This window comes from Rhodococcus sp. GQ147 (assembly GCF_059759155.1).
The window spans coordinates 128,944-151,728 of the sequence record NZ_JCAXDU010000014.1 but is presented as its reverse complement, the minus strand read 5'-3'; the positions used below and the strand labels follow the sequence as shown (position 1 = coordinate 151,728).

The window sequence follows — 22,785 nt, the reverse complement described above, 5'->3', positions numbered from 1 at the left end:
CAATGCTGTGGACATGAGATCCACGGTGGCCGGGGTGATCCGGTGATGCTCGACTGGATGCGGCGCGAGATCGTCGATCAGGGGCGCCTGCCGCTGCTGTTCTTCCTGCTCGGTTTCGTGGCCGCGTTCGTCTTCATCCGGATCAGCGTGCGGTTGATCCGCGCGCAGGTGCGCTGGTGGCCCGGCAACATCACCCCGGGCGGTCAGCACGTGCACCACGTGGTGTTCGGTGTCGTCACGATGGTGATCGCCGGTGGGGGACTGATCGCGATCTCGGAGGACGCGAACCGCGTCGCCGCGTGCATCCTCGCGGCGCTCTTCGGAGTCGGCGCCGCACTGACACTCGACGAGTTCGCGTTGATCTTCTATCTGAACGACGTGTACTGGGAAGAACAGGGACGGGTGTCCGTCGACGCCGTCTTCGTGGCGATCGCCGTGACCGGGATGTGGTTGCTCGGTCTGCGACCGTTCGAACTCGGGGACACCACGAACTTCGAGGACAGCGGTGACTGGGCCGGACGGGCCGCGCTGGTGGTGGCCGTGCTCGTGAACCTCCTGCTCGCCGCGATCGTCCTGGCGAAAGGAAAGATCTGGACGGGCCTGGTGGGGCTGTTCGTCGTTCCGCTGCTGTGGGTCGGCGCGATCCGGCTCTCCCGGCCCGGCGCGCCCTGGGCTCGCTGGCGGTACGGCAAGCGGCCCCGTCGCATGGCGCGCGCGCTCGAACGCGAACGTCGACTGCGGCGCCCGGTGATCCGCGCCAAGATCTTCGTGCAGGATCTCGTCGCGGGCGCACCGACGCTCGAAACCGTGCGGGGCAGTGTCGAGCACTCGCGCACCGCGACCGAGGCCGAACTGGACCGTCGCGTCAAGCCGGCGCCACCGCCGATTTCATCGATCGATGTTCCGTCTGGCACAATGGACGGGTTGCCCCGTTCGGGCACGCCTACCTGACCTGGGCACGAACCGGTCGAGCCCGCCACACGGCGGTCGCCGCCAGGTTCCTCTGCTCGAGCGAACAAGAGGATGAAAAACCGATGAACACCCTGGACTTTCTGGACGCCAAGTCGCTGCGCGACGACATCCCGGACTTCCGTCCCGGCGACACTCTCGACGTGCACGTCAAGGTCATCGAGGGCAGCAAGGAGCGTGTGCAGGTCTTCAAGGGCGTCGTGATCCGGCGTCAGGGCGGCGGCATCCGCGAGACCTTCACCGTCCGCAAGGTTTCCTTCGGCGTCGGCGTGGAGCGCACCTTCCCGGTCCACAGCCCCAACCTCGCCAAGATCGACGTGCTGACCCGTGGCGACGTCCGTCGCGCGAAGCTCTACTACCTGCGTGAGCTGCGCGGCAAGGCTGCCAAGATCAAGGAGAAGCGCTGATCTTCGGCCGCTGACCAGCCCCTCGGGCTGCTCGGCACGGCTCCCGAGCCACCCGATACAGCATCCGACGACCCGGCCCGGACTTCCGTCCCGGCCGGGTCGTCGTCGTTGTAAGCAGCGGTCTGGCGCTCTCCCGTCCGGTCGACGGTCGTCCTCGGCGGGCCGCCGTGCCGCAGACGCTAGTCTGTCGAGGTGGCAGATTCCCCGCACGATCCGGCTCGACCGGATGTGAACCGCAACGATGTTCGAGGTTCGGCTCGGAGCGATCGAGCCGACGGTGCACACCACCGGCGCGAGGACCCCGCAGCGAAGGACACCGCCCCGAAGGCGAAGAAGCAGAAGTCGTTCTGGCGTGAACTGCCGATCCTGGTCGTCGTCGCACTGGCCCTGAGCTTCCTGCTGCAGACCTTCGTGGCGCGGGTCTATCTCATCCCCTCGGAGTCGATGGAGCCGACACTGCACGGCTGCCCGGGCTGCACCGGCGACCGCATCGTCGTCGAGAAGGTGGGATACCGCTTCACCGACCCCCGTCCCGGCGACGTCATCGTCTTCGAAGGCCCCGACTCGTGGTCGGCCGGCTACACCTCGACCCGTTCCGACAACGTCGTCGTGCGGGGACTGCAGGAGATCGGTTCGCTCGTCGGCGTCGTGCCGCCGGACGAGAACGACCTCGTCAAGCGCGTGATCGCGACCGGCGGGCAGACGGTGGAATGCTGCGACGACCAGGGCCGCGTCCTCGTCGACGGTGTCCCACTCGACGAGCCGTACGTGACCATGGACTTCCCGTTCACCCCGGGTGTCGTCACCTGCGAGACCGAAGTCACCTCCGGGCGTTGCTTCGGGCCCGTCACCGTGCCCGAGGACCACGTCTGGGTGATGGGTGACAACCGCAGTAACTCGGCCGACTCGCGCTACCACGTCGGGGACGAGCACCAGGGCTCTATCCCGCTGGACAATGTCATCGGAAAAGCCCGCTTCATCGTGCTGCCTCCCGGCCGATGGGGCCTCATCGACTCACCGGAGATCCTTCCCTCGTGACTGCCTGGCCACCTCGACCCGTGATCCGTCGCTCCTCCGGACTGCGCACCATGGAGTCCGCGCTCGCGCGGTGCGGTCTCGGTCCGGTCGCGGGGGTCGACGAAGCCGGCCGCGGTGCCTGCGCCGGGCCGCTCGTCGTCGCCGCCTGCGTGCTCGGCGACCGGCCGCACGCGTCGCTCGACCGGCTCGACGATTCGAAGAAGCTCACCGAACGCACCCGCGAGGAGTTGTACTCGGTGATCGTGCGACGCGCCCGGGCGTGGAGCGTGGTGGTGATCCCCGCGGAGGAGGTCGACGCGATCGGCATCCACGTCGCCAACATCGAGGGCATGCGACGCGCGGTGGCAGGTCTGTCGACTCCGCCCGGCTACGTGCTGACCGACGGCTTCCGAGTGCCCGGACTGCCCGCGCCGTCGCTGCCCGTGATCGGCGGCGACGCGGCGGCCGCGTGCATCGCGGCGGCCAGCGTGCTCGCGAAGGTTACACGCGATCGCATGATGGTCGACCTCGACGGCGAGCTACCGGAGTACGGTTTCGCAGTACACAAGGGCTACAGCACTCCGACGCACATGGCGGCGTTGGCCGAGCACGGCCCGTCACCGCAGCACCGGCGGTCGTGGGCCAATGTGCGCTCGGTGTGCGGAGTGCCCGCAGTGCGACGTCGGCTGTTCGCCGACGACCTGGTTCGTCGATCGTATGCAGACGACCTGGGGCGTCGATTGTTCACCGACGAGGCGGATGCGGGATGATTGCAGGACACACCAGACTGGGAGGACACCGAGACCGATGAGTGCCGAGGATCTCGAGAAGTACGAAACCGAGATGGAACTCTCGCTGTACAGGGAGTACCGGGACATCGTCGGTCAGTTCGCGTACGTCGTGGAGACCGAACGCCGGTTCTACCTGGCGAACGCGGTGGAATTGCTGCCGCACAACGCCAACGGCGAAGTGTACTTCGAGGTGCGCATGTCCGACGCCTGGGTGTGGGACATGTACCGTCCCGCCCGCTTCGTCAAGCACGTCCGTGTCATCACCTTCAAGGACGTCAACATCGAAGAGCTCGACAAGCCCGAACTGAGACTGCCCGACAAGCTGGGCTGACGCCCTCGGGGATGACCCTGCGCACAGCGGCCGCATCCTAGCCGGGGCGCCGACACCGAGCCGTTCTCCGTGGCTCGTCGCCCGCCGTTGTGCACAGGCACCGCACTCATCCACAGTTTCCCCGATCTTCGTGCTCGGACCCCGATTCCGCGTGCCCCGGTCCTCCACAGTGGGGGCATGCAGGGGACCAATCGGACATCACACAACCGGGATCTGGGCGCGCGAGGCGAGGATCTTGCCGCCGAATACCTCGAGTCGACCGGCATGGTCGTGCTCGAACGGAACTGGCGCAGCCGATACGGCGAACTCGATCTCATCGCACAGGACGGCGCGTCCGTCGTCTTCGTCGAGGTCAAGACCCGCACCGGCACCGGCTACGGCACCCCCGCCGAGGCGGTGACGCCCGCGAAGGCCGAACGGATCCGTCGCCTCGCCGGACAGTGGTTGTCCGAGCAGACGCGCCGCTGGTCGCACATCCGCGTCGATGTGGTCACCGTCCTGCTCGCGCGGGGACACGCCCCGGAGATCACCCATCGCAAGCAGGTCCTCTGATGGCGCTCGGCCGTGCCTGGTCGGTCGCCGTCTCCGGGATCGACGGGCAGGTCGTCGAGATCGAAGCCGACATCGGGCGAGGTCTGCCGGGCGTGACGATGGTCGGGCTGCCCGACACCGCGCTCCAGGAGTCGCGCGACCGGGTGCGCGCCGCCGTGTCGAATTCCGGTGCCAAGTGGCCGGATTCGAAGGTCGTGCTCGCACTGTCGCCGGCCACGCTGCCGAAGGTCGGCAGTGTCTACGATCTCGGACTGGCGTGCGCGGTGCTCGACGCAGCGGATGTCGTGCCGACCGAGGCCGTCTCCCGGACGGTGCTGCTCGGCGAACTCGCGCTCGACGGGCGCGTCAGGCCGGTGCGCGGTGTGCTGCCCGCCGTGCTCACGGCGAAGAAACACGGCTGGTCGCGCGTGGTGGTGCCGACCGCGACGATGACCGAAGCGGCGCTCGTCGACGGCATCGACGTCTACGGCGCCGAGACACTGCGCGAGTTGGTGCTCTGGCTCCAGGGCGACGGTCCGCTCGAACGGCCCGATCCGCGCGCGCTGCCACCGCGGGCGGTGCGCGGCGATCTCAGCGAAGTGGTCGGCCAGCACGAAGCGCGTCGCGCGATCGAGGTCGCTGCGGCCGGCGCGCACCACCTGATGTTGACCGGCCCGCCGGGAATCGGGAAAACAATGCTCGCGCAGCGACTTCCGGGGATCCTGCCGGACCTGGACGAAAGTCACGCCCTCGAGGTGACGGCCATCCATTCGGTGGCGGGCACCCTCACCAGCGACCGGCCGCTCGTGACGGAACCGCCCTTCATTGCGCCCCATCACACGGCGTCGGTGAGTTCGCTGATCGGAGGCGGTACCGGCATGGCGAAACCCGGCGCGGTGAGCCGGGCACACCGTGGCGTGCTGTTCCTCGACGAGGTCGCCGAGATGGGGACGAAGACACTCGAAGCGCTGCGGACGCCGCTCGAGGACGGGGAGGTGCGCATCGCCCGCCGGGACGGTGTCGCGCGATATCCGGCCCGCTTCCAGCTGATCCTCGCCGCCAACCCGTGCCCGTGCGCACCACCACGCGACGCCGACTGCGTGTGTGCGCCGACCGCACGTCGCCGCTATCTGGGGCGTCTGTCGGGCCCGCTCCTCGACCGCGTCGACCTGCGGGTCCGGATGCAAGCCGTCGCGACCAGCGCGTTGATGGGGGAGACCGGCGAGAGCACCGACGACGTACGGGCGCGCGTCGCCCGGGCGAGAGCCGCGGCACGCGAGCGGTGGGCCGAGCACGGCTGGGCCACCAACGCCGAGGTGCCCGGGCCGGCTCTGCGGCAGAAGTTCCGTCTTCCACGTGCTGCGCTCGAACCCGTCGAATGGGCGCTGCGCAAGGGCGCCATCACCGCGCGAGGAGCGGATCGGGCACTGCGGGTCGCGTGGACGCTGAGCGACCTCGACGGTTCTGATTCGCCGACGGCGACGCACGTCGCTGCCGCACTCGACTTCCGGGATCGGGGTGTCGCATGAGCGGGCACGGCGACGAACGGCGCCTGGCCTGGGCCTATCTGTCGACCGTCGCACAGGGTGCGTCGCGTTCGTTGTCGGCGGCAGTGGAAGCCGAGGGTGTACTCGAGGTGGCAGCCGCCATCCGGTCGGGTGCGGGCCTCGACGAACTCTCGTCGCGGTACTCGGTGCGGGCGCACCTCGATACCGCGGCACGGGATCTCGATCGTTTGGGACGGGCCGGCGGGCGACTGGTCACGCCCGACGACGACGAATGGCCTGCCTGGCAGATGCTCGGCTTCGGCACTCTCGACACCGCGACCGACGCCGAAGGGCCACCCCTCGCGCTGTGGGTGTGGGGGAGCCGGCGGATCGACGACCTCGCCGAACGCGCGATCGGCATCGTCGGGACCCGCGCCGCGAGCGGTTACGGGGAGCACGTCACCGCCGAGATCGCCGGGGATCTCGCCGCCGACGGATGGACGGTCGTGTCCGGCGCGGCCTTCGGCGTCGACGCGGCCGCACACCGCGCGGCGCTCGGGGTGGGTGGCACCACCGTCGCGATCCTGGCCTGCGGTGTCGACCGGGCGTATCCGGCGGCACACGCGACGATGTTGCGGCGGATCTCCGAATCGGGTCTGGTGGTGAGCGAGTATCCCCCGGGCACGACTCCGGCGCGGTACCGGTTCCTCGCCCGCAACCGGCTGATCGCGGCGTTGTCCGCCGGCACGGTCGTCGTCGAGGCGGGCTGGCGCAGCGGGGCGCGCAACACCGCGGCGTGGGCGCGACGACTCGGGCGGCCTGTCATGGCGGTGCCCGGACCGGTGACCTCGGCGGCCTCGCAGGGCTGTCACCGCATGATCAGGGAGGGCGAGGCGCGTCTGGTGGGCGCGGCGCGCGACGTCGTCGAGGAGTGCGGTCCGCTGCTGGCGGGCGGGGACGACGACCTCGACGGCCTGTTCCGCCGCGACCTGGACGGATTGTCGGGCGACATGGCCCTTGTCTACGAGGCGCTTCCGGCGTCGGATGTCTGTGATCCGGCGATGGTGGCCGAGTCCGCGGGGCTGCCGATCGAGCGGGTGCGGGCGGCGCTGCCCCTGCTCGAACTCGACGGTCTGGTGGTGGTGACGGACGGAGGGTGGCGGCGGACGTGACGGCGGATCGACGCCCGGGGCGGTCTACCCCCGGTCGGGAGGGGTGCCGAACATGCGGTCGCGCAGGCTGTCGTAGATGGGCGGGACCCGCGTGGAATACGCCACGACGACGGCGCAGATCGTCGCGGCGAGCATCGGGACCGTCACTCCCGTCGCCGCGGTCATCTCCACGACGAGGACGACTCCGGTGATCGGGGCCCGCACCGACGCGCCGAAGAGAGCGGCCATCCCCGAGATGGCCATCGGCACGGCCAGGGACGACCCGATCCCGGGGACGATCGCGGTACAGATCCCGGCGCACAACAGACCCCAGAGAGCGCCCAGTGCGAGGAGCGGCGCGAACAGTCCGCCCGGTGTCCCGGCCGCGTACGACAGCGGGCCGGCGACGAACCGCAGCAGGACGTACCAGGCGACCACCGGCAGTGCGAGCGCACCACCGCTCACCACGTGCTGGACGAGGGAGTCGCCGCCACCGCCGGCCCACGGTGCGACCACGGACAACAACCCGACGAGTCCGCCGATGATTGCAGCCTTCATCACCGGGGAGAGCGACCGGACCGACTCCACCACGCTCAGCGAGCCCAGGACCATCCGGTTGTAGGCCGCGCCGAGCAGTCCGGTGAGCAGACCGAACACCACGAACACGGGCAGCAGGACGATCGACGGGGGAGCGATGGGGTCCACGGCGAAGTCGGGGGTGTCGCCGACGATCGTCCGCGAGCACACCACCGCGGCGGCCACCGACAGGACGACGGGTACGACCGTGCGGAAACGGAAGCTGCCGGTGACCTCCTCGAAGACGAACAGCGCACCGCCGATCGGGGCATTGAACGCGACCGCGAGTCCGGCACCGGACACCGAGGTCTGCAGCAGACGTTCGTGCTCGGGACGCCGGGCGCAGCGTGCGGTCTCGGCGCCCACCGCGGCACCCATGTGCACGATCGGGCCCTCCCGTCCCAGGACGAGACCCGACCCGATCGACAGGAGCGCCCCGACGAATCTGGAGGGCAGCACCGACAGAGGTGGGGGCTCGGCCTGCCCGCGGTCGACGGCTTCGACGTGCTGGATTCCGCTACCCGAGGCGAGGGGGACCATCCGGACGATCAGCGCTGCGAGCAGAGCGCCAAGGATCGTGATTCCCACCGGCACGAGCCATCCCGGACCGGGAAGTTCGTGCGCCCACTCCGCGGTGTGGATCCGCCATCGCTCGAGCCGTTCCAGGCACCAGCGGAAGGCCCCGCCGACGACGCCGATGACGGCGCCGGCCACGATCGCCAGCACACAGATCGTCGCCAGTTCGCGAGCGGGAACGGTAGGTTCCCGCACGTTCTCGATGTCCACCCGGCGCCCTCCGACCTGCCGCCGACGCGCCGATCCGCCCGGCGGTGCCGGAGACGGTCGCGCGAAGGAGTCGTGACCGTATGTTCACAGACTCCGAGACGTTTCGCGGGGACGCGCGAGGGTGAATTCGGAGGAGGACCGCCTACTCGGCCGAGGTGTCGGCGGTCGGCTCGTCCTCGACGTACCAAGCGCGGTCCTCGCGGTCCCATTTCACGGCACCGCGGTGGGCCTTGCGGAACTCCTTGAGGACGGCGCGGTCGATCGAGGGGTGGCCGTTGTCGTTCACGTAGATCCACTCGGAGCCGAACTTGGCCTCGATCGCGTCGACCATGTCGGTCTGGGTGACCCTGCGTTCGGTGGTGATGATGTCGGTCATCCATGTGGCGATGTCGGCCGCGGTGGTGCTCATGTTCTCGAGCCTAGAGCCTCGCCGATCGTGACCTCCCCGCCGCACCCCGCGACAGAGTACGGTGACGCGAGATAGGTAACCCTAATAGGAGGTTCGGTGGCACGGAAAGCGCCCATGGGGACGACACTCACGGTTCTGCGGACCGAGGCGATCGGCGAGCACTTCGTCCGCGTGGTGCTCGGCGGAGACGGCTTCGGCGAGTTCCAGGCCCGTGCGGAGACCGACAGCTACGTGAAGATCGAGCTGCCCGCGGGGGACGAGACGGTCGTCCGCACCTACACCGTCCGGCGCGTGGACCCGGACGCCGGGGAGATCTGGATCGACTTCGTCGTGCACGGCGACGAGGGTGTCGCGGGGCCGTGGGCTCGCTCGGTGCAACCGGGCACGCAGGTCGTGGTGCGGGGACCCGGCGCGGGATACCGGCCCGATCGCTCCGCCGACTTCCATCTGCTCGCCGGCGACGAGACCGCGATCCCTGCGATCGCGACTGCGCTCGAGGACCTGCCCGCCGACGCGCGGGGCGCGGTCTTCCTGGAGGTCATCGGTCCAGGCGACGAACTGAAACTCGACGCGCCGGCGGGTGTGGACATCACGTGGCTCCATCGCGGTGTCGCGGCCGGTGACGCCGGTGCCGACCTGATCGACGGCAACTCGCCGCTCGTCGCAGCGGTGAAGGCCCTGCCCTGGCCGGGCGGCGACGTGCAGGTCTTCGTGCACGGTGAGGCCGAGGCCGTCATGAAGCACATCCGGCCGTACCTGCGGAAGGAACGGGCCGTACCGCCGGCACGCGCGTCGATCTCGGGTTACTGGCGTCGCGGACGCACCGAGGAGGGCTTCCGCGTATGGAAGAGCGAACTGGCGGCCGTCGAGAGCAACTGACGGCGGCGGTTCGCGTCAGCTCGAGGACTCGCGCGCCGGCACCGCGGCCGAGTCACGCGCCAGCACCGCAGCGGAGGTGAGCGCGAGTCCCGAGCACACGACGATGGCGACGGCCATCGGGATACCTGTGCCTTCGCCGCCGAGCCCGACGAGGGGGGAGACCACGGCGGCGAGACCGAACTGGGAGGCGCCGATCACGGCGGAGCCCGTACCGGCCGCCTTCGGGACCTGCGACTGGGCCAGCGCGGTGGCGTTGCCCAGCGTCAGGCCCATCATGCTGATCGCGACGAACAGCAGCGGCAGGATCAGCGCCGCGACGTAGCCGACGACGACCATCGTCAGCAACAGCAGGGCGCCCGCCGTGAACATGGTGGTCACACCGAAGCGCAGCAGTGTCCGCACCTCGAACCGGCCGATGAGGCGGGTGTTGACGGCATTGGCCAGCACGAGACCGGCCGAGTTCACGGCGAACACCATCGAGAACTGGCCGGGGCTCAGACCGAGGATGTTCTGGGTGACGAACGGCGAGGCCGAGATGTACGAGAACATGGCGCCGAAGCCCAGGGCCATCGCGGCGGCGTAACCGACGAAGCGTCGCTGCCGGAGGACGTACCCGAAGTTGCCGGCCATCGTCTTCAGACCGCCGCCGTGCCGCTCCTCCGGCGGCAGGGTCTCCGGGACGAACGCGAAGGCGCCGACGGCCATCAGGACGGCCAGGCCCGTGAGCACCCAGAAGATGCCGCGCCATCCGATCGGTCCCAGCAGCACACCACCGAGCAGAGGAGCGGCGACGGGCGCGATGCCACCGATGATCATCATCAGGCTGAACAGCTTGGCGGCCTGATTGCCTCGCGCCCGGTCGGCGATGACCGCCCGGGCGAGGACGATGCCGGTGCCGCCGCTGAAGCCCTGGACCAGACGCGCAGCGATCAGGATCTCGACGGTGGGTGCCATCGCGCAGATCGCGCTGCTCACCGCCAGGACGATCGTGCCGGCGAGGATCAGCCGTCGACGGCCCCAGCCGTCCGACAGGGGACCCACGAGCAGCTGGCCGAGTCCGAGACCCGCCATGAACGTCGTGAGTGTGAGCTGGACGCCGACGGTCGAACTGCCCAGGCTCTCCGCCATGACGGGAAGTCCCGGGAGGTACATGTCCGTGGCGAGCGGCGCGATCGCCGACAGCAACGCCAGGGCGCACAACATCGGTACCGGGATCGTTTTGTTCACGAAAGCACCTTAGTCGGCGCGGGCCGTTGCACCCGAGGCGGTCGTGCCGCACGGTAGACCCATGCGAGGCAAGGAATCCGACATGCTCCCCGCGACGCTGGACGTGCACCTCGGGGACTTCGTCGACCACCTCCGCCTCGAAGGCAACCGCTCGGAACACACGATCCGCGCCTATCGCGCCGACATCCGTTCGCTGTTGCAGCACCTCGCCGACCGGAATCCCGATGCGCGCATCACCGACCTCGACCTCGATCTGCTGCGATCCTGGCTCGCCGGGATGGTGGCGGCGGGAGCGGCCCGCACCACGCTCGCGCGGCGCACCTCGTCGGCACGCGTCTTCACGGCATGGCTCGTACGCACCCGCCGACTCGACGCCGATCCGGCGACGCGTCTGGTCTCGCCACGTCCGCACCGCTCCCTGCCCGCCGTGCTCCGCGACGACCAGGCACTGGAGATCATGGAGGCCGCGAAATCCGGTGCGCGTGAACTCGATCCCGTCGCACTGCGTGACCGGGTGATCGTCGAGCTGCTCTATGCCACCGGAATCCGGGTCGGTGAGCTGTGCGCGGTCGACATCGACGACGTCGACGCCGAGCGGCGGGTCGTCCGGGTTCTCGGCAAGGGCGACAAGGAACGGATCGTTCCCTACGGAGGTCCCGCGGCAGAGGCGCTCGACGCGTGGCTGCGTCACGGACGCCCGCATCTCGCACGACCGTCGTCGGGTGCGGCGCTGCTGCTGGGCAAGCGTGGTGGCCGGATCGATCAGCGGCAGGTCCGGTCTGTGGTGCACGACGCCGTCTCGTCGGTGCCGGGCGCACCCGACCTCGCACCGCACGGCCTGCGGCACAGTGCTGCGACGCACCTGCTCGAAGGGGGAGCGGACCTGCGCGTGGTCCAGGAGGTGCTGGGCCATTCGAGTCTGGCCACCACGCAGCTCTACACCCACGTGTCGGTGGCGCGTCTGCGCGCCGCGCACGATCAGGCTCATCCCCGCGCCTGATCGGCCTGCCCGAGAAGCCGTCCCGGTTTGATAGCGTGCGCCGGCACCATCGAATCGGGGGAACAGATGAGACGCAACGAACCGGGTCCTGCCGTGCCCGCCTGGCTGCAGGACCCACCGGAATCCGGAACCGACCACGCGCGACGCGGCCTCCGCCGCGCGGCCAGAGTCGCCGAGACGCTCGGCTCCTCCACTTCGCCTGGCGACGGTGCGATTCCGCCCACTGCCTCCGCTCCGATCGAGATGACGGCCTCCGTGCCTCTCGGCATGGCGTTGCGGCCCCGGATCAGCGCAGACGACCCGGAGCCGGAGGCGTCCGAACCGCTCGCCGCGCACAAACCGGCGCGACCCGAGAATCCGGTGTTCCCATCGTCGGAGCCCGAGGCGGCGGTCTCGGCAGCGACCGATGCGGTGGTTCCGGAAGCCGTGACCGAACCCGAGCCTGAGCCCGTCTTCTCGGAAGCGGCACCCGAAGCCATGGAGACGCAGCCCGACACTGTGGCACCTGCACCTGCACCTGAGGTGTCGAGCCCGGAGACTACGGAGGTCGCTCTTGGACCGGTCGAACCCGAGGTCTCGGGCCCGCTACCGGCGCGAACGGACGCTCCGGTCGACGACCTGCAACACGAGGCCCAGCGGTTCGACCATCAGCCGTCGAATGTCGACCTCGCGTCGGGAGTGCTCGTCCGCAGGTCACGACGTTCCACGCGGCGGTGGCGGGAGCGGGTCGACCGGCTGACCGGCGGCAGGCTCGACGGAGGAGGCAGTGAGCGCCGCGAGGAGCTCGTCGCCCGGATCCGCCAGCCGATCCCGGGCGACTACCGGATCGCGGTGCTGTCGCTGAAGGGCGGAGTGGGAAAGACCACCACGACCGTCGGGCTCGGGTCGACGTTCGCGTCGCTGCGCGGCGACTGCGTCATCGCCGTCGACGCGAATCCGGACTTCGGCACCCTCGGGCAGAGAATTCCGCAGCAGACCACCTCGACGGTGCGGGACCTGCTCGCGAACGCGTCGAACATCCGCCGGTACTCGGACGTGCGTGCCCACACCTCCCAGGCGCCGAGCCGGCTCGAAGTGCTCGCGAGCGAACGCGATCCCGCTGCCTCCCAAGCGTTCAGCGAGGAGGACTACCGCCGCGTCGTCGGCATTCTGCAGGTCTACTACAACGTGATCCTCACCGACTGCGGGACCGGGATCATGCATTCGGTTATGCGGGGCGTGCTGGACCTGGCGAACACCCTCGTCCTCGTCGCCTCACCTGCGGTCGACGCGGCCCGCAGTGCGGCGGCGACCCTCGACTGGCTGCAGGCGCACGGCTACTCCGACCTGGTCGAACGCACGGTCGTGGTGATCAGCTCGCCGCGCCCGGGTGCGGCGAGCATCGACATGGACGCGCTGACCGCGCATTTCCTCGCGCGGTGCCGGGCGGTGAAGGTGCTGCCCTTCGACGAGCATCTCGCCGAGGGAGCCGAGATCGATCTCGAACGCCTCCGCCCCGCGACACGCACGGCGTTCGTCGAACTCGCCGCGATGGTCGCCGACGACTTCCCTGCACTGTCGGGTCGACACGCGGGGCGCTAGTCGGGTCGACACGCGGGGCGCTAGTCGGGTCGACACGCAGTGCGCCAGGCGGGGCGCTAGTCGGGTCGACACGCAGTGCGCCAGGCGGGGCGCACGGGCCCCGGGACGTCTCATACCGGCAGCAGGCGGATCACAGGGCGCTCGACGAGGGGCAGCGGGTCGAGATAGTCGTCGCGGCCGCGTCGGAGTCCCCAGTGCAGGCATGCGGGGGAGGCGCAGCCATCGTGACCGGCGACGACGGTGCCGATGGGATCGCCCCTCGTCACCCGGCGACCCGCGGCGACCGCCGCCTCCACCGGCTCGTAGGTGGTGCGCAGCCCGCCCTCGTGATCGACGGAGACCACAGGCTTCCCGGCCACGACACCGGCGAACGCGACGACGCCGTCACCGGCGGCCACGACGGTCTGCCCCACGTGTGCGTCGAGGTCGACACCGCGGTGACCGGGGAGCCAGTTCTGCTCGGGCGGGTCGAACTGCCGGCTCACGACCGGCCGGGGATCGAGTGGCCACACGAACCGTCCGGCGTCGGCCGATCCGGGTCCCGGCGCAGCGGTGAGCACGACGACCACGGCGATCACGACGGCGAGCGACCGGAGGGGAGCGGGGAGGAGCATGCCCGCCAGCCTCGTGAATCGGAGTCGCTGCGCACCAGGGGGCGACGCGATCTGTGGACAACTCCGGATCCGTCCACAGGTCCGGTGACTCCCGGTTAGGGATCCGCGCCTGCTCCGCGTACACTTGTCGGGCGGTCTGTATACGCAGATCGACTTCGCGCGTCCGCGCATCGATGCCGACCCGTTTCTCCGGGCCGCATCGGAAATGGCCGTCGGCCGGTCCCGCAAGGGTTCGACGGGCATGTGGGCGCCAGGGCGGGGATCGGAAGATCCACCGCGGAAACCGACACGAAAGAGAGAAACAGGCATGCCTGTTGTGACTATGCGGCAGCTGCTCGACAGCGGCGCCCACTTCGGACACCAGACCCGTCGCTGGAACCCGAAGATGAAGCGGTTCATCTTCACCGACCGCAACGGCATCTACATCATCGACCTGCAGCAGACCCTGACGTACATCGACAAGGCGTACGAGTTCGTCAAGGAGACCGTCGCTCACGGTGGAACCGTGCTGTTCGTCGGCACCAAGAAGCAGGCTCAGGAATCCATCGCCGAAGAGGCCACCCGCGTGGGCATGCCCTACGTGAACCAGCGCTGGCTCGGCGGCATGCTCACCAACTTCTCGACCGTTCACAAGCGCCTGCAGCGCCTGAAGGAGCTCGAGTCGATGGAGCAGACCGGCGGCTTCGAGGGACGCACCAAGAAGGAAATCCTCATGCTCACGCGTGAGAAGAACAAGCTGGAGCGCACCCTCGGCGGCATCCGCGACATGGCGAAGGTTCCGTCGGCGATCTGGGTCGTCGACACCAACAAGGAGCACATCGCCGTCGGTGAGGCCCGCAAGCTGAACATCCCGGTCATCGCCATCCTCGACACCAACTGCGATCCGGACCTCGTCGACTACCCGATCCCGGGCAACGACGACGCGATCCGTTCCGCGGCGTTGCTGACCAAGGTCGTCGCTTCCGCCGTCGCCGAGGGCCTGCAGGCCCGCGCCGGCAAGAGCAGCGACGCGGAGGCCAAGCCCGAGGCCGGTGCCGAGCCTCTCGCCGAGTGGGAGCAGGAGCTGCTCGCGCAGGCCACCCCCGCCGCCGACGCCGAGGCGCCCGCAGCGGACGTAGCCCCCGCAGCAGACGCGGCCCCCGAGGCCTGATTCGTTGCCCGGCCCCGACCTTCCGATCGAGAGATCCTGGTCGGGGCCGTCGCATCGCGGCCCGAGCTCATCCGCGCGACAGGGCCGCCCCCAGAGACTTTTCCACCACAGACACAGGAGGCTCGCTTCCATGGCGAACTACACCGCCGCCGACGTCAAGCGTCTTCGTGAGCTCACCGGCTCCGGAATGCTGGACTGCAAGAACGCTCTCGCCGACAACGACGGCGACTTCGACAAGGCCGTCGAGCAGCTGCGCATCAAGGGTGCCAAGGACGTGGGCAAGCGCGCCGAGCGCTCCACCGCCGAAGGCCTCGTCGTCGCCAAGGACGGCGTTCTCGTCGAGCTGAACTCCGAGACCGACTTCGTCGCCAAGAACGACGAGTTCCAGGCTCTCGCCGACAAGGTCGTCACCGCTGCCGCACAGGCCCGCGCGAACGACGTCGAGGTACTCAAGGCCGTCGAGGCCGACGGCAAGACCGTCGACGCCCTCGTCCAGGAGCTGTCCGCGAAGATCGGCGAGAAGCTCGAGCTGCGTCGCGTTGCCGCTTTCGACGGTCAGACCGCCGTCTACCTGCACAAGCGTGCTTCCGACCTGCCGCCGTCCGTCGGCGTGCTCGTCGAGTACACCGGTGAGGGCGACGCTGCTGCAGAGGCCGCTCGCGCTGCCGCCATGCAGATCGCCGCTCTGAAGGCCAAGTACGTCACCCGTGACGAGGTTCCCGAGGACATCGTCGCCAACGAGCGTCGTATCGCCGAGGAGACCGCCAAGGCCGAGGGCAAGCCGGAGCAGGCTCTGCCGAAGATCGTCGAAGGCCGCGTCAACGGCTACTTCAAGGATGTCGTCCTGCTCGAGCAGGCGTCCGTGACGGACTCGAAGAAGACCGTCAAGGCGATCCTCGACGAGGCCGGCGCGAACGTCGTCCGCTTCGTGCGTTTCGAGGTCGGCGCCAGCTAGTTCTTCCACTCCACGACCCCGTCGGTGCTGCTACCGGCGGGGTCGAGGTGTGTCGGGCTACGCCGCCTCGGGGCCCGGAGGCGCCCGCGCGTGCTGCGCGGTGACAGGTGTGGCGTGTCTATCCGCCCGATCTCGGTTCCCGCGAGCGGATGAGGCAGGATGATAAGGGCCGATTCATGCGCAACCAGAGGAGAGTCATGTCCGACCACGCCCACGATCGGCCCGGATTCCGCCGGGTACTGCTCAAGCTCGGCGGCGAGATGTTCGGCGGCGGCAAGGTCGGACTCGACCCGGACGTGGTGACGACGGTGGCCCAGCAGATCGCGGAGGTCGTGCGCGGTGGCGCCGAGGTCGCGGTCGTGATCGGTGGCGGCAACTTCTTCCGCGGCGCCGAACTCCAGCAGCGCGGTCTCGAACGCGCGCGATCCGACTACATGGGCATGCTCGGCACGGTCATGAACTCCCTTGCGCTGCAGGACTTCCTGGAGAAGGAAGGCATCGACACCCGCGTCCAGACCGCCATCACGATGGGGCAGGTCGCCGAGCCCTACCTGCCGCTGCGTGCGCGCCGCCACCTCGAGAAGGGGCGTGTGGTCATCTTCGGTGCCGGCATGGGCATGCCGTACTTCTCCACCGACACCACCGCCGCGCAGCGCGCACTCGAGATCGGCGCCGAGGTCGTCCTCATGGCGAAGGCCGTGGACGGTGTCTATTCCGACGATCCCCGCACGAACCCGGATGCGGTGCTGTTCGAGGAGATCACCCATCGCGAGGTCATCGAACAGGGCCTCAAGGTCGCCGACGCGACCGCCTTCAGCCTGTGCATGGACAACGCCATGCCGATCATGGTCTTCAATCTGCTGACCAAGGGCAATATCGCCCGAGCCATCGCCGGTGAGAAGATCGGAACACTCGTACGGTCATGAACGGACAACGGAACATGGAGGAACTGCCGTGATCGATGAAGCCCTCTTCGAAGCAGAAGAGAAGATGGAGAAGGCCGTCACGGTGGCCCGGGACGATCTGGGTGGCATCCGGACCGGTCGCGCGAACCCGGGCATGTTCAACCGCATCGTCGTCGACTACTACGGGGCTCCCACGCCGATCACGCAGATCGCCAGCATCAATGTTCCCGAGGCGCGCATGGTCATCGTCAAGCCGTACGAGGCCTCGCAGCTGAACGCGATCGAGACCGCGATCCGCAACTCCGATCTCGGTGTCAATCCCACCAACGACGGCAACATCATCCGCATCTCGGTCCCGCAGCTCACCGAGGAGCGTCGCCGCGAACTCGTCAAGCAGGCAAAGGCCAAGGGCGAGGACGCCAAGGTCGCCGTGCGCAACGTCCGCCGCAAGGCGATGGAGGAACTCGGCCGCATCCAGAAGGACGGCGAGGCCGGCGAGGACGATGTGAACCGCGCCGAGAAGGAACTCGACAAGACGACCGCCAAGTACGTCGGTCAGATCGACGAGTTGATCAAGCACAAGGAAGCCGAACTGATGGAGGTCTGACAGTGGGTCGAGCCGACGGGTCCTCCGACCCGCAGCTTCCACTCGGTGCCGGAGCCGACTCCGGTGCCACCCCTGCAGACCCGGCACCGGCCCCCGACCCTGCGTCGGAGCCGGTGAAGAAACCCTCACGGGCGGGACGCGACCTGCCGGCCGCCTTCGCGGTCGGCGGGGGTCTGGGTGCGCTCGTCATCGGGATCCTGCTGTTCGCCCCGAAGGCGTGGCTCGCCGTCGTCGCGATCGCCATCGGCATCGCGACCTGGGAGGTCACCAAGCGTCTGCGTGAAGCCGACGTGCTCGTCCCCAGACTGCCGCTGCTGGCCGGTGGTCAGGCGATGATCTGGCTCGGGTGGCCGTACGGCACAACGGGTGTGCTCGGCGCGTTCGCGGGCACGGTCGTCGTGACGATGCTGTGGCGCCTGTTCGACCACGGTCTCGTCGCGCAGCCACGCAACTACCTGCGCGATACCGCTGTCGCGGTCTTCGTCGCCGCCTGGTTGCCGCTGCTGGCGTCGTTCGCGACCCTCATGGTCCTCGAGGATCAGGGCGCGCAGCGCGTGTTCTGCCTGATGCTCGTGTGCGTGGCGTCGGACATCGGTGGCTACGCAGCGGGCGTGCTCTTCGGTAAGCACCCGATGGTGCCGGCGATCAGCCCGAAGAAGTCCTGGGAGGGGTTCGGCGGGTCGCTCGTGGCGTGCGTCGCCGTCGGCGTCCTCACGGTCATGCTTCTGCTCGACGGCCCGTGGTGGGTCGGTGTGATCCTCGGTGCGGTGCTCGTGTTCACGGCGACGGCCGGAGATCTGATCGAGTCGCAGGTCAAACGCGACCTCGGTATCAAGGACATGGGCACCTTGCTGCCCGGTCACGGCGGCATCATGGACCGGCTCGACTCGATCCTGCCGTCGGCCTTCGTCACCTGGCTGATCCTCACGGCCTTCGTGTAGTCGGCCGATGGTGCGTCCGTCGAAGCTTCGTGCGCCGAAGTCGGGAAGTGGTGTGATCGCCAGCCCCAACATCTGGCACTGGCCCGAGGTGTACGAGGAGGAGAACCGCGCGCAGGACCCCCGCGGCGCCGTGTACGCGGCGCTGCGGGAGGCCGCGGACTGGATCGGCCGCCACGTCGTCGACGTCGGGTGCGGTTCGGGTTTCCACCTTCCGATGTTCGCGTCCGACGCACGCACGGTGACCGGAATCGAGCCGTACCCGCCGCTGGTCGCCGCGGCCCGCACCCGCGTGAAAGGTCTTCCGTCGGTCACCGTGACGGAAGGCTCCGCCGCGGACATGCCGCTGCCTGACGCCTCGGTCGATCTCGTCCACGCCCGCACCGCCTACTTCTTCGGCCCCGGGTGCGGCGCCGGAATCCTCGAGGCCATGCGGGTGCTGCGTCCCGGCGGGGCGCTCGCCGTCGTCGACCTCGACGCCACCGCCCATCCCTACGGCGACTGGATGCGCGACGACCTCCCGCACTACGACCCGGCCGCGGTCGAGGCGTTCTTCGAGGCGCAGGGATTCGATCTGCGCCGCATCGACACGCTGTGGGAGTTCCCGGACCGCGCGACCCTCGAGCGGGTGCTCGGCATCGAGTTCGCACCCCGCGTCGCGACCCGGGCGATCCGGGAGACACCCGGCACGACGCTTACCGTCCGCTACCGGCTGCACGTGCGCCGCAGACCCATCGGCGGCCTGGAACTGAGCTGAGACCGGTCAGCGCTACCGGCCGATACCGAACATCCGCGCCAGCTCGGTGATCTTCTTCGCCTTCGCGAGGTTCGGCAGGTCGCTGCCGTCGCGGACGTTGCGCCCGTCCTCACCGAGCTTGTCGATGATGCCTTCCGCCCAGTCCACGTCCGTGCTGTTCGGGCTCAGAGCCACGTTCGCGTACGACGCGCGTTCGCCGGTCATGCACAACTTGCCGGTCATCCCCATCGAGCGCGTCAGCTCGGCCTCACGTTCGAGGACCTCGGGGTCGTCGCTGAGTGTGGGTCCGTCGATGGGTCCCGGCAGGCGCGCGGCGCGGCTTGTGATGACCAACCGGGATCTCGCGTATGCCATCGCCATCGGGCTGTCGCTCATGCCGGTGTCGCGCCGGAAGTCGCCGCTGCCGAAGACCAGGCGGAAGGTGCCCTCCGCGCGGGCGATCTCGGGAGCCGCCTCGAGACCCATCGCCGACTCGATCAACACGAGGATGCGCGTGCCCTCCGGCAGCAGGTCGGCGGTGGCCTCGACCTGGTGACCGCTCTCCGCCTTCGCGAGCATGACGCCCTGCAGGCCCGATAGGCCGGCGAGCGCGGCGAGATCGTCGGCCCAGAACGACGTGGTGGCGTCGTTGACCCGCACCCAGGCCTTCCCACCCTCGCGCAGCCACGCCACGATGCCGTCGCGAGCGGCGGGTTTGGCCGCGGCGGGTACGGCATCCTCGAGGTCGAGCACCACCGCATCGGCGGGCGAGTCGGCGGCGGCGTCGAAGAGATCGGGGGAGCGGCCCGGAACGAGCAACCACGAGCGTGCGACTTCGGGAGCGACGAGACCGGTCATGATGTCCATGCTCCCGTATTCCCCCTCCGCGCCCGGGTGACTCGGCGTGAGGGAGACCGAGCGGTGACACCGGCACAGGAATGGGGGCGAGTATCACAGCGACACCGCGACCCATCCGTCCCGGATCATGGGACAATGGGTGATTATGGCTTCTTCTCTGCCCCTGGTCTTCGATGCGCCCAAGCGTGGTCTTCCGCCGCGCCATCTTGCCGACCTCGACGCAGATCAGCGTCGTGATGCGGTGCGCGAACTGGGGCTGCCGGCCTTCCGTGCCGACCAGCTCGCCCGGCAGTACTACGGACGGCTCGAGGCGGATCCGGCGAAGATGACCGATCTTCCCGCCGCCGTCCGCGACAAGGTGGGGGAGTCGCTGTTCCCGCCTCTGCTCAGCGCGGTCAAGCACATCGCGTGCGACGGAGGGGAGACCCGCAAGACGTTGTGGCGCGCGCACGACGGCACCCTTCTCGAGAGCGTGCTCATGCGGTATCCCGACCGCGCCACGCTGTGTATCTCGAGCCAGGCGGGGTGCGGCATGGCGTGCCCGTTCTGCGCGACAGGCCAGGGCGGCCTCGACCGGAACCTGTCCACGGCGGAGATCGTCGATCAGGTGCGTGCGGCTGCTGCGGCGCTGCGCGACGGTGACGTCGCCGGCGGACCCGGACGGCTGTCGAACGTCGTGTTCATGGGCATGGGGGAGCCGCTCGCGAACTACAAGCGGGTGGTCGCGGCGGTGCGCCGCATCACCTCACCTGCCCCCGAAGGGCTCGGCCTGTCGCAGCGCTCGGTCACCGTCTCCACCGTGGGACTGGCACCGGCCATCCGGCGCCTCGCCGACGAAGGTCTGAGCGTCACCCTCGCGGTGTCGCTGCACACCCCGGACGACGAACTGCGCGACACCCTCGTCCCCGTCAACAACAGGTGGTCGGTCGCCGAGGTTCTCGAGGCGGCGCGGTACTACGCCGACAAGACCGGCCGGCGCGTCTCGATCGAGTACGCCCTCATCCGCGACGTCAACGACCAGCCGTGGCGCGCTGACATGCTCGGCAAGAAGCTCCACAAGGCGCTCGGGTCGCTCGTGCACGTCAACTTGATCCCACTGAACCCCACACCGGGCAGCGAGTGGGACGCCAGCCCGAAGGACGTCGAACGCGAATTCGTGCGGCGCGTGCAGGCCCAGGGCGTGTCGTGCACCGTGCGCGACACGCGTGGCCAGGAGATCGCGGCAGCCTGCGGGCAGCTCGCCGCCGAAGGCTGAGGCGGCACCGAAGACACGACGGGGCCCGTCCGGAGAATCCGGACGGGCCCCGAACGTTCGTGGAACTAGCGCAGACGGCGCCGGCGCACCGCGTCGCGCGCGACGATGAACACGAGCAGGGCCGCCGAGCCGATCAGGTACAGGCTCTCCACGTGTCCTTCGTGGTTGCCGATGAGCATCAGCAGCAGGAACGCCGCGACGACCAGGGCCATGACGCGGAAGAACCTGGGGGCTTCCCCGCTCCAACCCCACTCGGCGGACGGCACTTCCGCCGCCACATCACCACGAGTGGACTGCAACTCGGTACCGGCCACGGTTTCCTCCTGCTCACCAGATGCTGCTGTTGCTGCTTATCGTGACATACGACCCCGCGTCGTACGAAGCGGGGCATGCGTGCGGTGCGTTCCGACGGGTGGAAGCCGGGCGGTTCAGGAACCGTTCAGGTGCGTGGGGAACAATGCTCGCGTGGCCGAGACTCGATCTTCTTCCCGCACCCGGGTGCTCCTGCTGGGCAGTACCGGTTCCATCGGTACCCAGGCACTCGACGTGATCGCCGCCAATCCCGACGACTTCGAAGTCGTCGGTCTCGCCGCGGGCGGAGGCAAGACGGACCTACTCGCCGAACAGATCCGCGCGACCGGCGTCCGCGAGGTCGCCGTGGCCGACCCTGACGCTGCCGCACGTCTCGACCTGCCGGTCCGGAGCGGCCCGACCGCCGTCACCGAACTCGTACGCGAAGTCGAGGCCGACGTCGTGCTCAATGCCCTGGTCGGTTCCCTCGGTCTCGAACCAACCCTCGCGGCGCTCGACACCGGTGCACGACTCGCGTTGGCGAACAAGGAATCGCTGGTCGCGGGCGGCTCGCTCGTCACGAAGGCGGCGGGGCCGGGCCAGATCGTGCCCGTCGACTCGGAGCACTCCGCGCTGGCGCAGTGCCTGCGTGGCGGCAGCGGCGACGAGGTGGCGCGTCTCGTGCTCACCGCCTCGGGCGGTCCGTTCCGCGGCTGGACCGCCGATCGTCTCGAATCGGTGACGCCCGAACAGGCCGGCGCCCACCCCACCTGGTCGATGGGGCCGATGAACACCCTCAACTCGGCGACCCTCGTCAACAAGGGACTCGAACTCATCGAGACCCACCTGCTCTTCGGTGTGGACTACGACCGGATCGACGTGACGGTGCACCCGCAGTCGATCGTGCACTCGATGGTCACCTTCGTCGACGGATCGACCCTTGCCCAGGCATCGCCGCCGTCGATGAAGCTGCCGATCGCGCTGGCCCTCGGCTGGCCGCACCGCGTCCCGCACGCCGCCCCGGCACTCGACTTCTCGACCGCGTCCACCTGGGAGTTCGAACCCCTCGACGACGACGTCTTCCCCGCCGTGCGGCTCGCGCGCCAAGCGGGCGTGGGCGGCGGATGCCTCACCGCCGTCTACAACGCGGCCAACGAGGTCGCTGCCGAAGCCTTCCTCGCGGGGACGCTGTCGTTCCCGCGGATCGTGCAGACCGTCGAGGCCGTGCTGAACGACGCACACGAGTGGTCCGCCGAACCCAGTACCGTGGACGACGTGCTCGCCGCCGACGGCTGGGCCCGCGACCGGGCGCGCACACTCGTATAGGAGGATCG

The 22,785-nt window shown here is 69.2% G+C and carries 25 protein-coding genes; 19 read left to right on the top strand and 6 right to left on the bottom strand.

Annotation, left to right across the window (positions count from 1 at the left end; genetic code table 11):
* The first annotated feature begins 45 nt into the window (after positions 1-45).
* The 8 genes from AC6CID_RS17040 (at position 46) to dprA (ending at position 6,705) form a co-directional block, all read left to right on the top strand.
* Positions 46-951, top strand: coding sequence for a hypothetical protein (locus AC6CID_RS17040; RefSeq protein WP_024100629.1), 906 nt, complete (start codon positions 46-48; stop codon positions 949-951).
* Between the two features lie 83 nt (positions 952-1,034).
* A complete protein-coding gene (gene rplS, locus AC6CID_RS17035) occupies positions 1,035-1,376 on the top strand; it encodes a 50S ribosomal protein L19 (RefSeq protein ID WP_006550960.1) in 342 nt (113 codons plus the stop codon).
* A gap of 228 nt (positions 1,377-1,604) precedes the next feature.
* Complete coding sequence (lepB, locus tag AC6CID_RS17030; protein WP_064061631.1) at positions 1,605-2,414, top strand: signal peptidase I; 810 nt, start codon at positions 1,605-1,607, stop codon at positions 2,412-2,414.
* A complete protein-coding gene (locus AC6CID_RS17025; RefSeq protein WP_072740502.1) occupies positions 2,411-3,163 on the top strand; it encodes a ribonuclease HII in 753 nt (250 codons plus the stop codon). The genes lepB and AC6CID_RS17025 overlap by 4 nt, the downstream gene beginning before the upstream one ends.
* 37 nt (positions 3,164-3,200) lie before the next feature.
* Positions 3,201-3,515 (top strand): DUF2469 domain-containing protein, encoded by a 315-nt coding sequence (locus AC6CID_RS17020; RefSeq protein WP_006550963.1) that lies wholly within the window; start codon positions 3,201-3,203, stop codon positions 3,513-3,515.
* A gap of 177 nt (positions 3,516-3,692) precedes the next feature.
* Positions 3,693-4,067: a YraN family protein gene (locus tag AC6CID_RS17015; RefSeq protein ID WP_019289117.1), complete on the top strand. Its 375-nt coding sequence runs from the start codon at positions 3,693-3,695 to the stop codon at positions 4,065-4,067.
* Positions 4,067-5,575, top strand: a complete 1,509-nt coding sequence (locus AC6CID_RS17010; protein ID WP_006550965.1) for a YifB family Mg chelatase-like AAA ATPase — start codon at positions 4,067-4,069, stop codon at positions 5,573-5,575. The genes AC6CID_RS17015 and AC6CID_RS17010 overlap by 1 nt, the downstream gene beginning before the upstream one ends.
* Positions 5,572-6,705, top strand: coding sequence for a DNA-processing protein DprA (gene dprA, locus AC6CID_RS17005; RefSeq protein WP_094980591.1), 1,134 nt, complete (start codon positions 5,572-5,574; stop codon positions 6,703-6,705). Before AC6CID_RS17010 ends, dprA begins: the two co-directional genes overlap by 4 nt.
* Before the next feature lie 24 nt (positions 6,706-6,729).
* Here the strand turns inward: dprA and AC6CID_RS17000 are convergent, their stop codons facing one another.
* Together AC6CID_RS17000 and AC6CID_RS16995 are read right to left on the bottom strand one after the other, a co-directional pair.
* A complete protein-coding gene (locus tag AC6CID_RS17000) occupies positions 6,730-8,046 on the bottom strand; it encodes a ClC family H(+)/Cl(-) exchange transporter (protein WP_217579882.1) in 1,317 nt (438 codons plus the stop codon).
* A gap of 142 nt (positions 8,047-8,188) precedes the next feature.
* The gene (locus AC6CID_RS16995) at positions 8,189-8,455 is read right to left on the bottom strand and encodes a DUF6953 family protein (protein WP_006550968.1); all 267 of its coding nucleotides are present in this window, start codon (positions 8,453-8,455) and stop codon (positions 8,189-8,191) included.
* Positions 8,456-8,569: 114 nt separating this feature from the next.
* Here AC6CID_RS16995 and AC6CID_RS16990 point away from each other — a divergent pair, with 114 nt between their 5' ends.
* Positions 8,570-9,334 (top strand): siderophore-interacting protein, encoded by a 765-nt coding sequence (locus AC6CID_RS16990; protein WP_006550969.1) that lies wholly within the window; start codon positions 8,570-8,572, stop codon positions 9,332-9,334.
* 15 nt (positions 9,335-9,349) lie between these two features.
* Here the strand turns inward: AC6CID_RS16990 and AC6CID_RS16985 are convergent, their stop codons facing one another.
* On the bottom strand, positions 9,350-10,537 hold the full coding sequence (locus AC6CID_RS16985; protein ID WP_498354228.1) for a multidrug effflux MFS transporter: 1,188 nt from the start codon (positions 10,535-10,537) through the stop codon (positions 9,350-9,352).
* Between the two features lie 85 nt (positions 10,538-10,622).
* On the opposite strand from AC6CID_RS16985, the gene AC6CID_RS16980 reads away from it, so the two are divergent.
* Both AC6CID_RS16980 and AC6CID_RS16975 read left to right on the top strand, forming a co-directional pair.
* Complete coding sequence (locus AC6CID_RS16980; RefSeq protein ID WP_006550971.1) at positions 10,623-11,561, top strand: tyrosine recombinase XerC; 939 nt, start codon at positions 10,623-10,625, stop codon at positions 11,559-11,561.
* Between the two features lie 66 nt (positions 11,562-11,627).
* Positions 11,628-13,142, top strand: coding sequence for a MinD/ParA family ATP-binding protein (locus AC6CID_RS16975; RefSeq protein WP_220665883.1), 1,515 nt, complete (start codon positions 11,628-11,630; stop codon positions 13,140-13,142).
* A gap of 110 nt (positions 13,143-13,252) precedes the next feature.
* Here AC6CID_RS16975 and AC6CID_RS16970 read toward each other — a convergent pair whose 3' ends face one another.
* Complete coding sequence (locus AC6CID_RS16970; RefSeq protein ID WP_220665884.1) at positions 13,253-13,756, bottom strand: M23 family metallopeptidase; 504 nt, start codon at positions 13,754-13,756, stop codon at positions 13,253-13,255.
* 307 nt (positions 13,757-14,063) lie between these two features.
* On the opposite strand from AC6CID_RS16970, the gene rpsB reads away from it, so the two are divergent.
* The 6 genes from rpsB to AC6CID_RS16940 all read left to right on the top strand — a co-directional run bounded on the left by rpsB (position 14,064) and on the right by AC6CID_RS16940 (position 19,068).
* Positions 14,064-14,906, top strand: coding sequence for a 30S ribosomal protein S2 (rpsB, locus tag AC6CID_RS16965; RefSeq protein ID WP_024100637.1), 843 nt, complete (start codon positions 14,064-14,066; stop codon positions 14,904-14,906).
* A 130-nt stretch (positions 14,907-15,036) separates the two neighbouring features.
* The gene (gene tsf, locus AC6CID_RS16960; RefSeq protein ID WP_220665885.1) at positions 15,037-15,861 is read left to right on the top strand and encodes a translation elongation factor Ts; all 825 of its coding nucleotides are present in this window, start codon (positions 15,037-15,039) and stop codon (positions 15,859-15,861) included.
* Between the two features lie 197 nt (positions 15,862-16,058).
* Positions 16,059-16,787 carry a UMP kinase gene (gene pyrH, locus AC6CID_RS16955; protein WP_006550976.1) on the top strand — a complete coding sequence of 243 codons (729 nt, stop codon included), beginning with the start codon at positions 16,059-16,061 and terminating at the stop codon, positions 16,785-16,787.
* Positions 16,788-16,815: 28 nt separating this feature from the next.
* Positions 16,816-17,373: a ribosome recycling factor gene (gene frr / locus AC6CID_RS16950; protein WP_024100638.1), complete on the top strand. Its 558-nt coding sequence runs from the start codon at positions 16,816-16,818 to the stop codon at positions 17,371-17,373.
* Positions 17,374-17,375: 2 nt separating this feature from the next.
* The gene (locus tag AC6CID_RS16945; RefSeq protein WP_006550978.1) at positions 17,376-18,314 is read left to right on the top strand and encodes a phosphatidate cytidylyltransferase; all 939 of its coding nucleotides are present in this window, start codon (positions 17,376-17,378) and stop codon (positions 18,312-18,314) included.
* Positions 18,315-18,321: 7 nt separating this feature from the next.
* The gene (locus AC6CID_RS16940; RefSeq protein ID WP_064061627.1) at positions 18,322-19,068 is read left to right on the top strand and encodes a class I SAM-dependent methyltransferase; all 747 of its coding nucleotides are present in this window, start codon (positions 18,322-18,324) and stop codon (positions 19,066-19,068) included.
* Positions 19,069-19,080: 12 nt separating this feature from the next.
* Here the strand turns inward: AC6CID_RS16940 and AC6CID_RS16935 are convergent, their stop codons facing one another.
* Positions 19,081-19,914: an HpcH/HpaI aldolase/citrate lyase family protein gene (locus AC6CID_RS16935; protein ID WP_039586971.1), complete on the bottom strand. Its 834-nt coding sequence runs from the start codon at positions 19,912-19,914 to the stop codon at positions 19,081-19,083.
* Positions 19,915-20,050: 136 nt separating this feature from the next.
* On the opposite strand from AC6CID_RS16935, the gene rlmN reads away from it, so the two are divergent.
* Positions 20,051-21,160: a dual-specificity RNA methyltransferase RlmN gene (gene rlmN, locus AC6CID_RS16930; protein WP_064061626.1), complete on the top strand. Its 1,110-nt coding sequence runs from the start codon at positions 20,051-20,053 to the stop codon at positions 21,158-21,160.
* A gap of 65 nt (positions 21,161-21,225) precedes the next feature.
* On the opposite strand, the gene AC6CID_RS16925 is transcribed toward rlmN, so the two are convergent.
* The gene (locus AC6CID_RS16925; protein WP_064061625.1) at positions 21,226-21,474 is read right to left on the bottom strand and encodes a DUF2631 domain-containing protein; all 249 of its coding nucleotides are present in this window, start codon (positions 21,472-21,474) and stop codon (positions 21,226-21,228) included.
* A 151-nt stretch (positions 21,475-21,625) separates the two neighbouring features.
* Here AC6CID_RS16925 and dxr point away from each other — a divergent pair, with 151 nt between their 5' ends.
* On the top strand, positions 21,626-22,777 hold the full coding sequence (gene dxr, locus AC6CID_RS16920; RefSeq protein ID WP_039586973.1) for a 1-deoxy-D-xylulose-5-phosphate reductoisomerase: 1,152 nt from the start codon (positions 21,626-21,628) through the stop codon (positions 22,775-22,777).
* Positions 22,778-22,785: the final 8 nt, after the last annotated feature.

Excerpts from the sequence above, each read along its gene's own strand:
- AC6CID_RS17040 (WP_024100629.1), top strand. The coding sequence starts at position 46 with ATGCTCGACTGGATGCGGCGCGAGATCGTCGATCAGGGGCGCCTGCCG.
- rplS (WP_006550960.1), top strand. The coding sequence starts at position 1,035 with ATGAACACCCTGGACTTTCTGGACGCCAAGTCGCTGCGCGACGACATC.
- AC6CID_RS17020 (WP_006550963.1), top strand. The coding sequence starts at position 3,201 with ATGAGTGCCGAGGATCTCGAGAAGTACGAAACCGAGATGGAACTCTCG.
- AC6CID_RS17015 (WP_019289117.1), top strand. The coding sequence starts at position 3,693 with ATGCAGGGGACCAATCGGACATCACACAACCGGGATCTGGGCGCGCGA.
- AC6CID_RS17010 (WP_006550965.1), top strand. The coding sequence starts at position 4,067 with ATGGCGCTCGGCCGTGCCTGGTCGGTCGCCGTCTCCGGGATCGACGGG.
- dprA (WP_094980591.1), top strand. The coding sequence starts at position 5,572 with ATGAGCGGGCACGGCGACGAACGGCGCCTGGCCTGGGCCTATCTGTCG.
- AC6CID_RS16995 (WP_006550968.1), bottom strand. The coding sequence starts at position 8,455 with ATGAGCACCACCGCGGCCGACATCGCCACATGGATGACCGACATCATC.
- AC6CID_RS16990 (WP_006550969.1), top strand. The coding sequence starts at position 8,570 with ATGGGGACGACACTCACGGTTCTGCGGACCGAGGCGATCGGCGAGCAC.
- AC6CID_RS16985 (WP_498354228.1), bottom strand. The coding sequence starts at position 10,537 with ATGTTGTGCGCCCTGGCGTTGCTGTCGGCGATCGCGCCGCTCGCCACG.
- AC6CID_RS16980 (WP_006550971.1), top strand. The coding sequence starts at position 10,623 with ATGCGAGGCAAGGAATCCGACATGCTCCCCGCGACGCTGGACGTGCAC.
- AC6CID_RS16975 (WP_220665883.1), top strand. The coding sequence starts at position 11,628 with ATGAGACGCAACGAACCGGGTCCTGCCGTGCCCGCCTGGCTGCAGGAC.
- AC6CID_RS16970 (WP_220665884.1), bottom strand. The coding sequence starts at position 13,756 with ATGCTCCTCCCCGCTCCCCTCCGGTCGCTCGCCGTCGTGATCGCCGTG.
- rpsB (WP_024100637.1), top strand. The coding sequence starts at position 14,064 with ATGCCTGTTGTGACTATGCGGCAGCTGCTCGACAGCGGCGCCCACTTC.
- tsf (WP_220665885.1), top strand. The coding sequence starts at position 15,037 with ATGGCGAACTACACCGCCGCCGACGTCAAGCGTCTTCGTGAGCTCACC.
- pyrH (WP_006550976.1), top strand. The coding sequence starts at position 16,059 with ATGTCCGACCACGCCCACGATCGGCCCGGATTCCGCCGGGTACTGCTC.
- AC6CID_RS16940 (WP_064061627.1), top strand. The coding sequence starts at position 18,322 with ATGGTGCGTCCGTCGAAGCTTCGTGCGCCGAAGTCGGGAAGTGGTGTG.
- AC6CID_RS16935 (WP_039586971.1), bottom strand. The coding sequence starts at position 19,914 with ATGGACATCATGACCGGTCTCGTCGCTCCCGAAGTCGCACGCTCGTGG.
- rlmN (WP_064061626.1), top strand. The coding sequence starts at position 20,051 with ATGGCTTCTTCTCTGCCCCTGGTCTTCGATGCGCCCAAGCGTGGTCTT.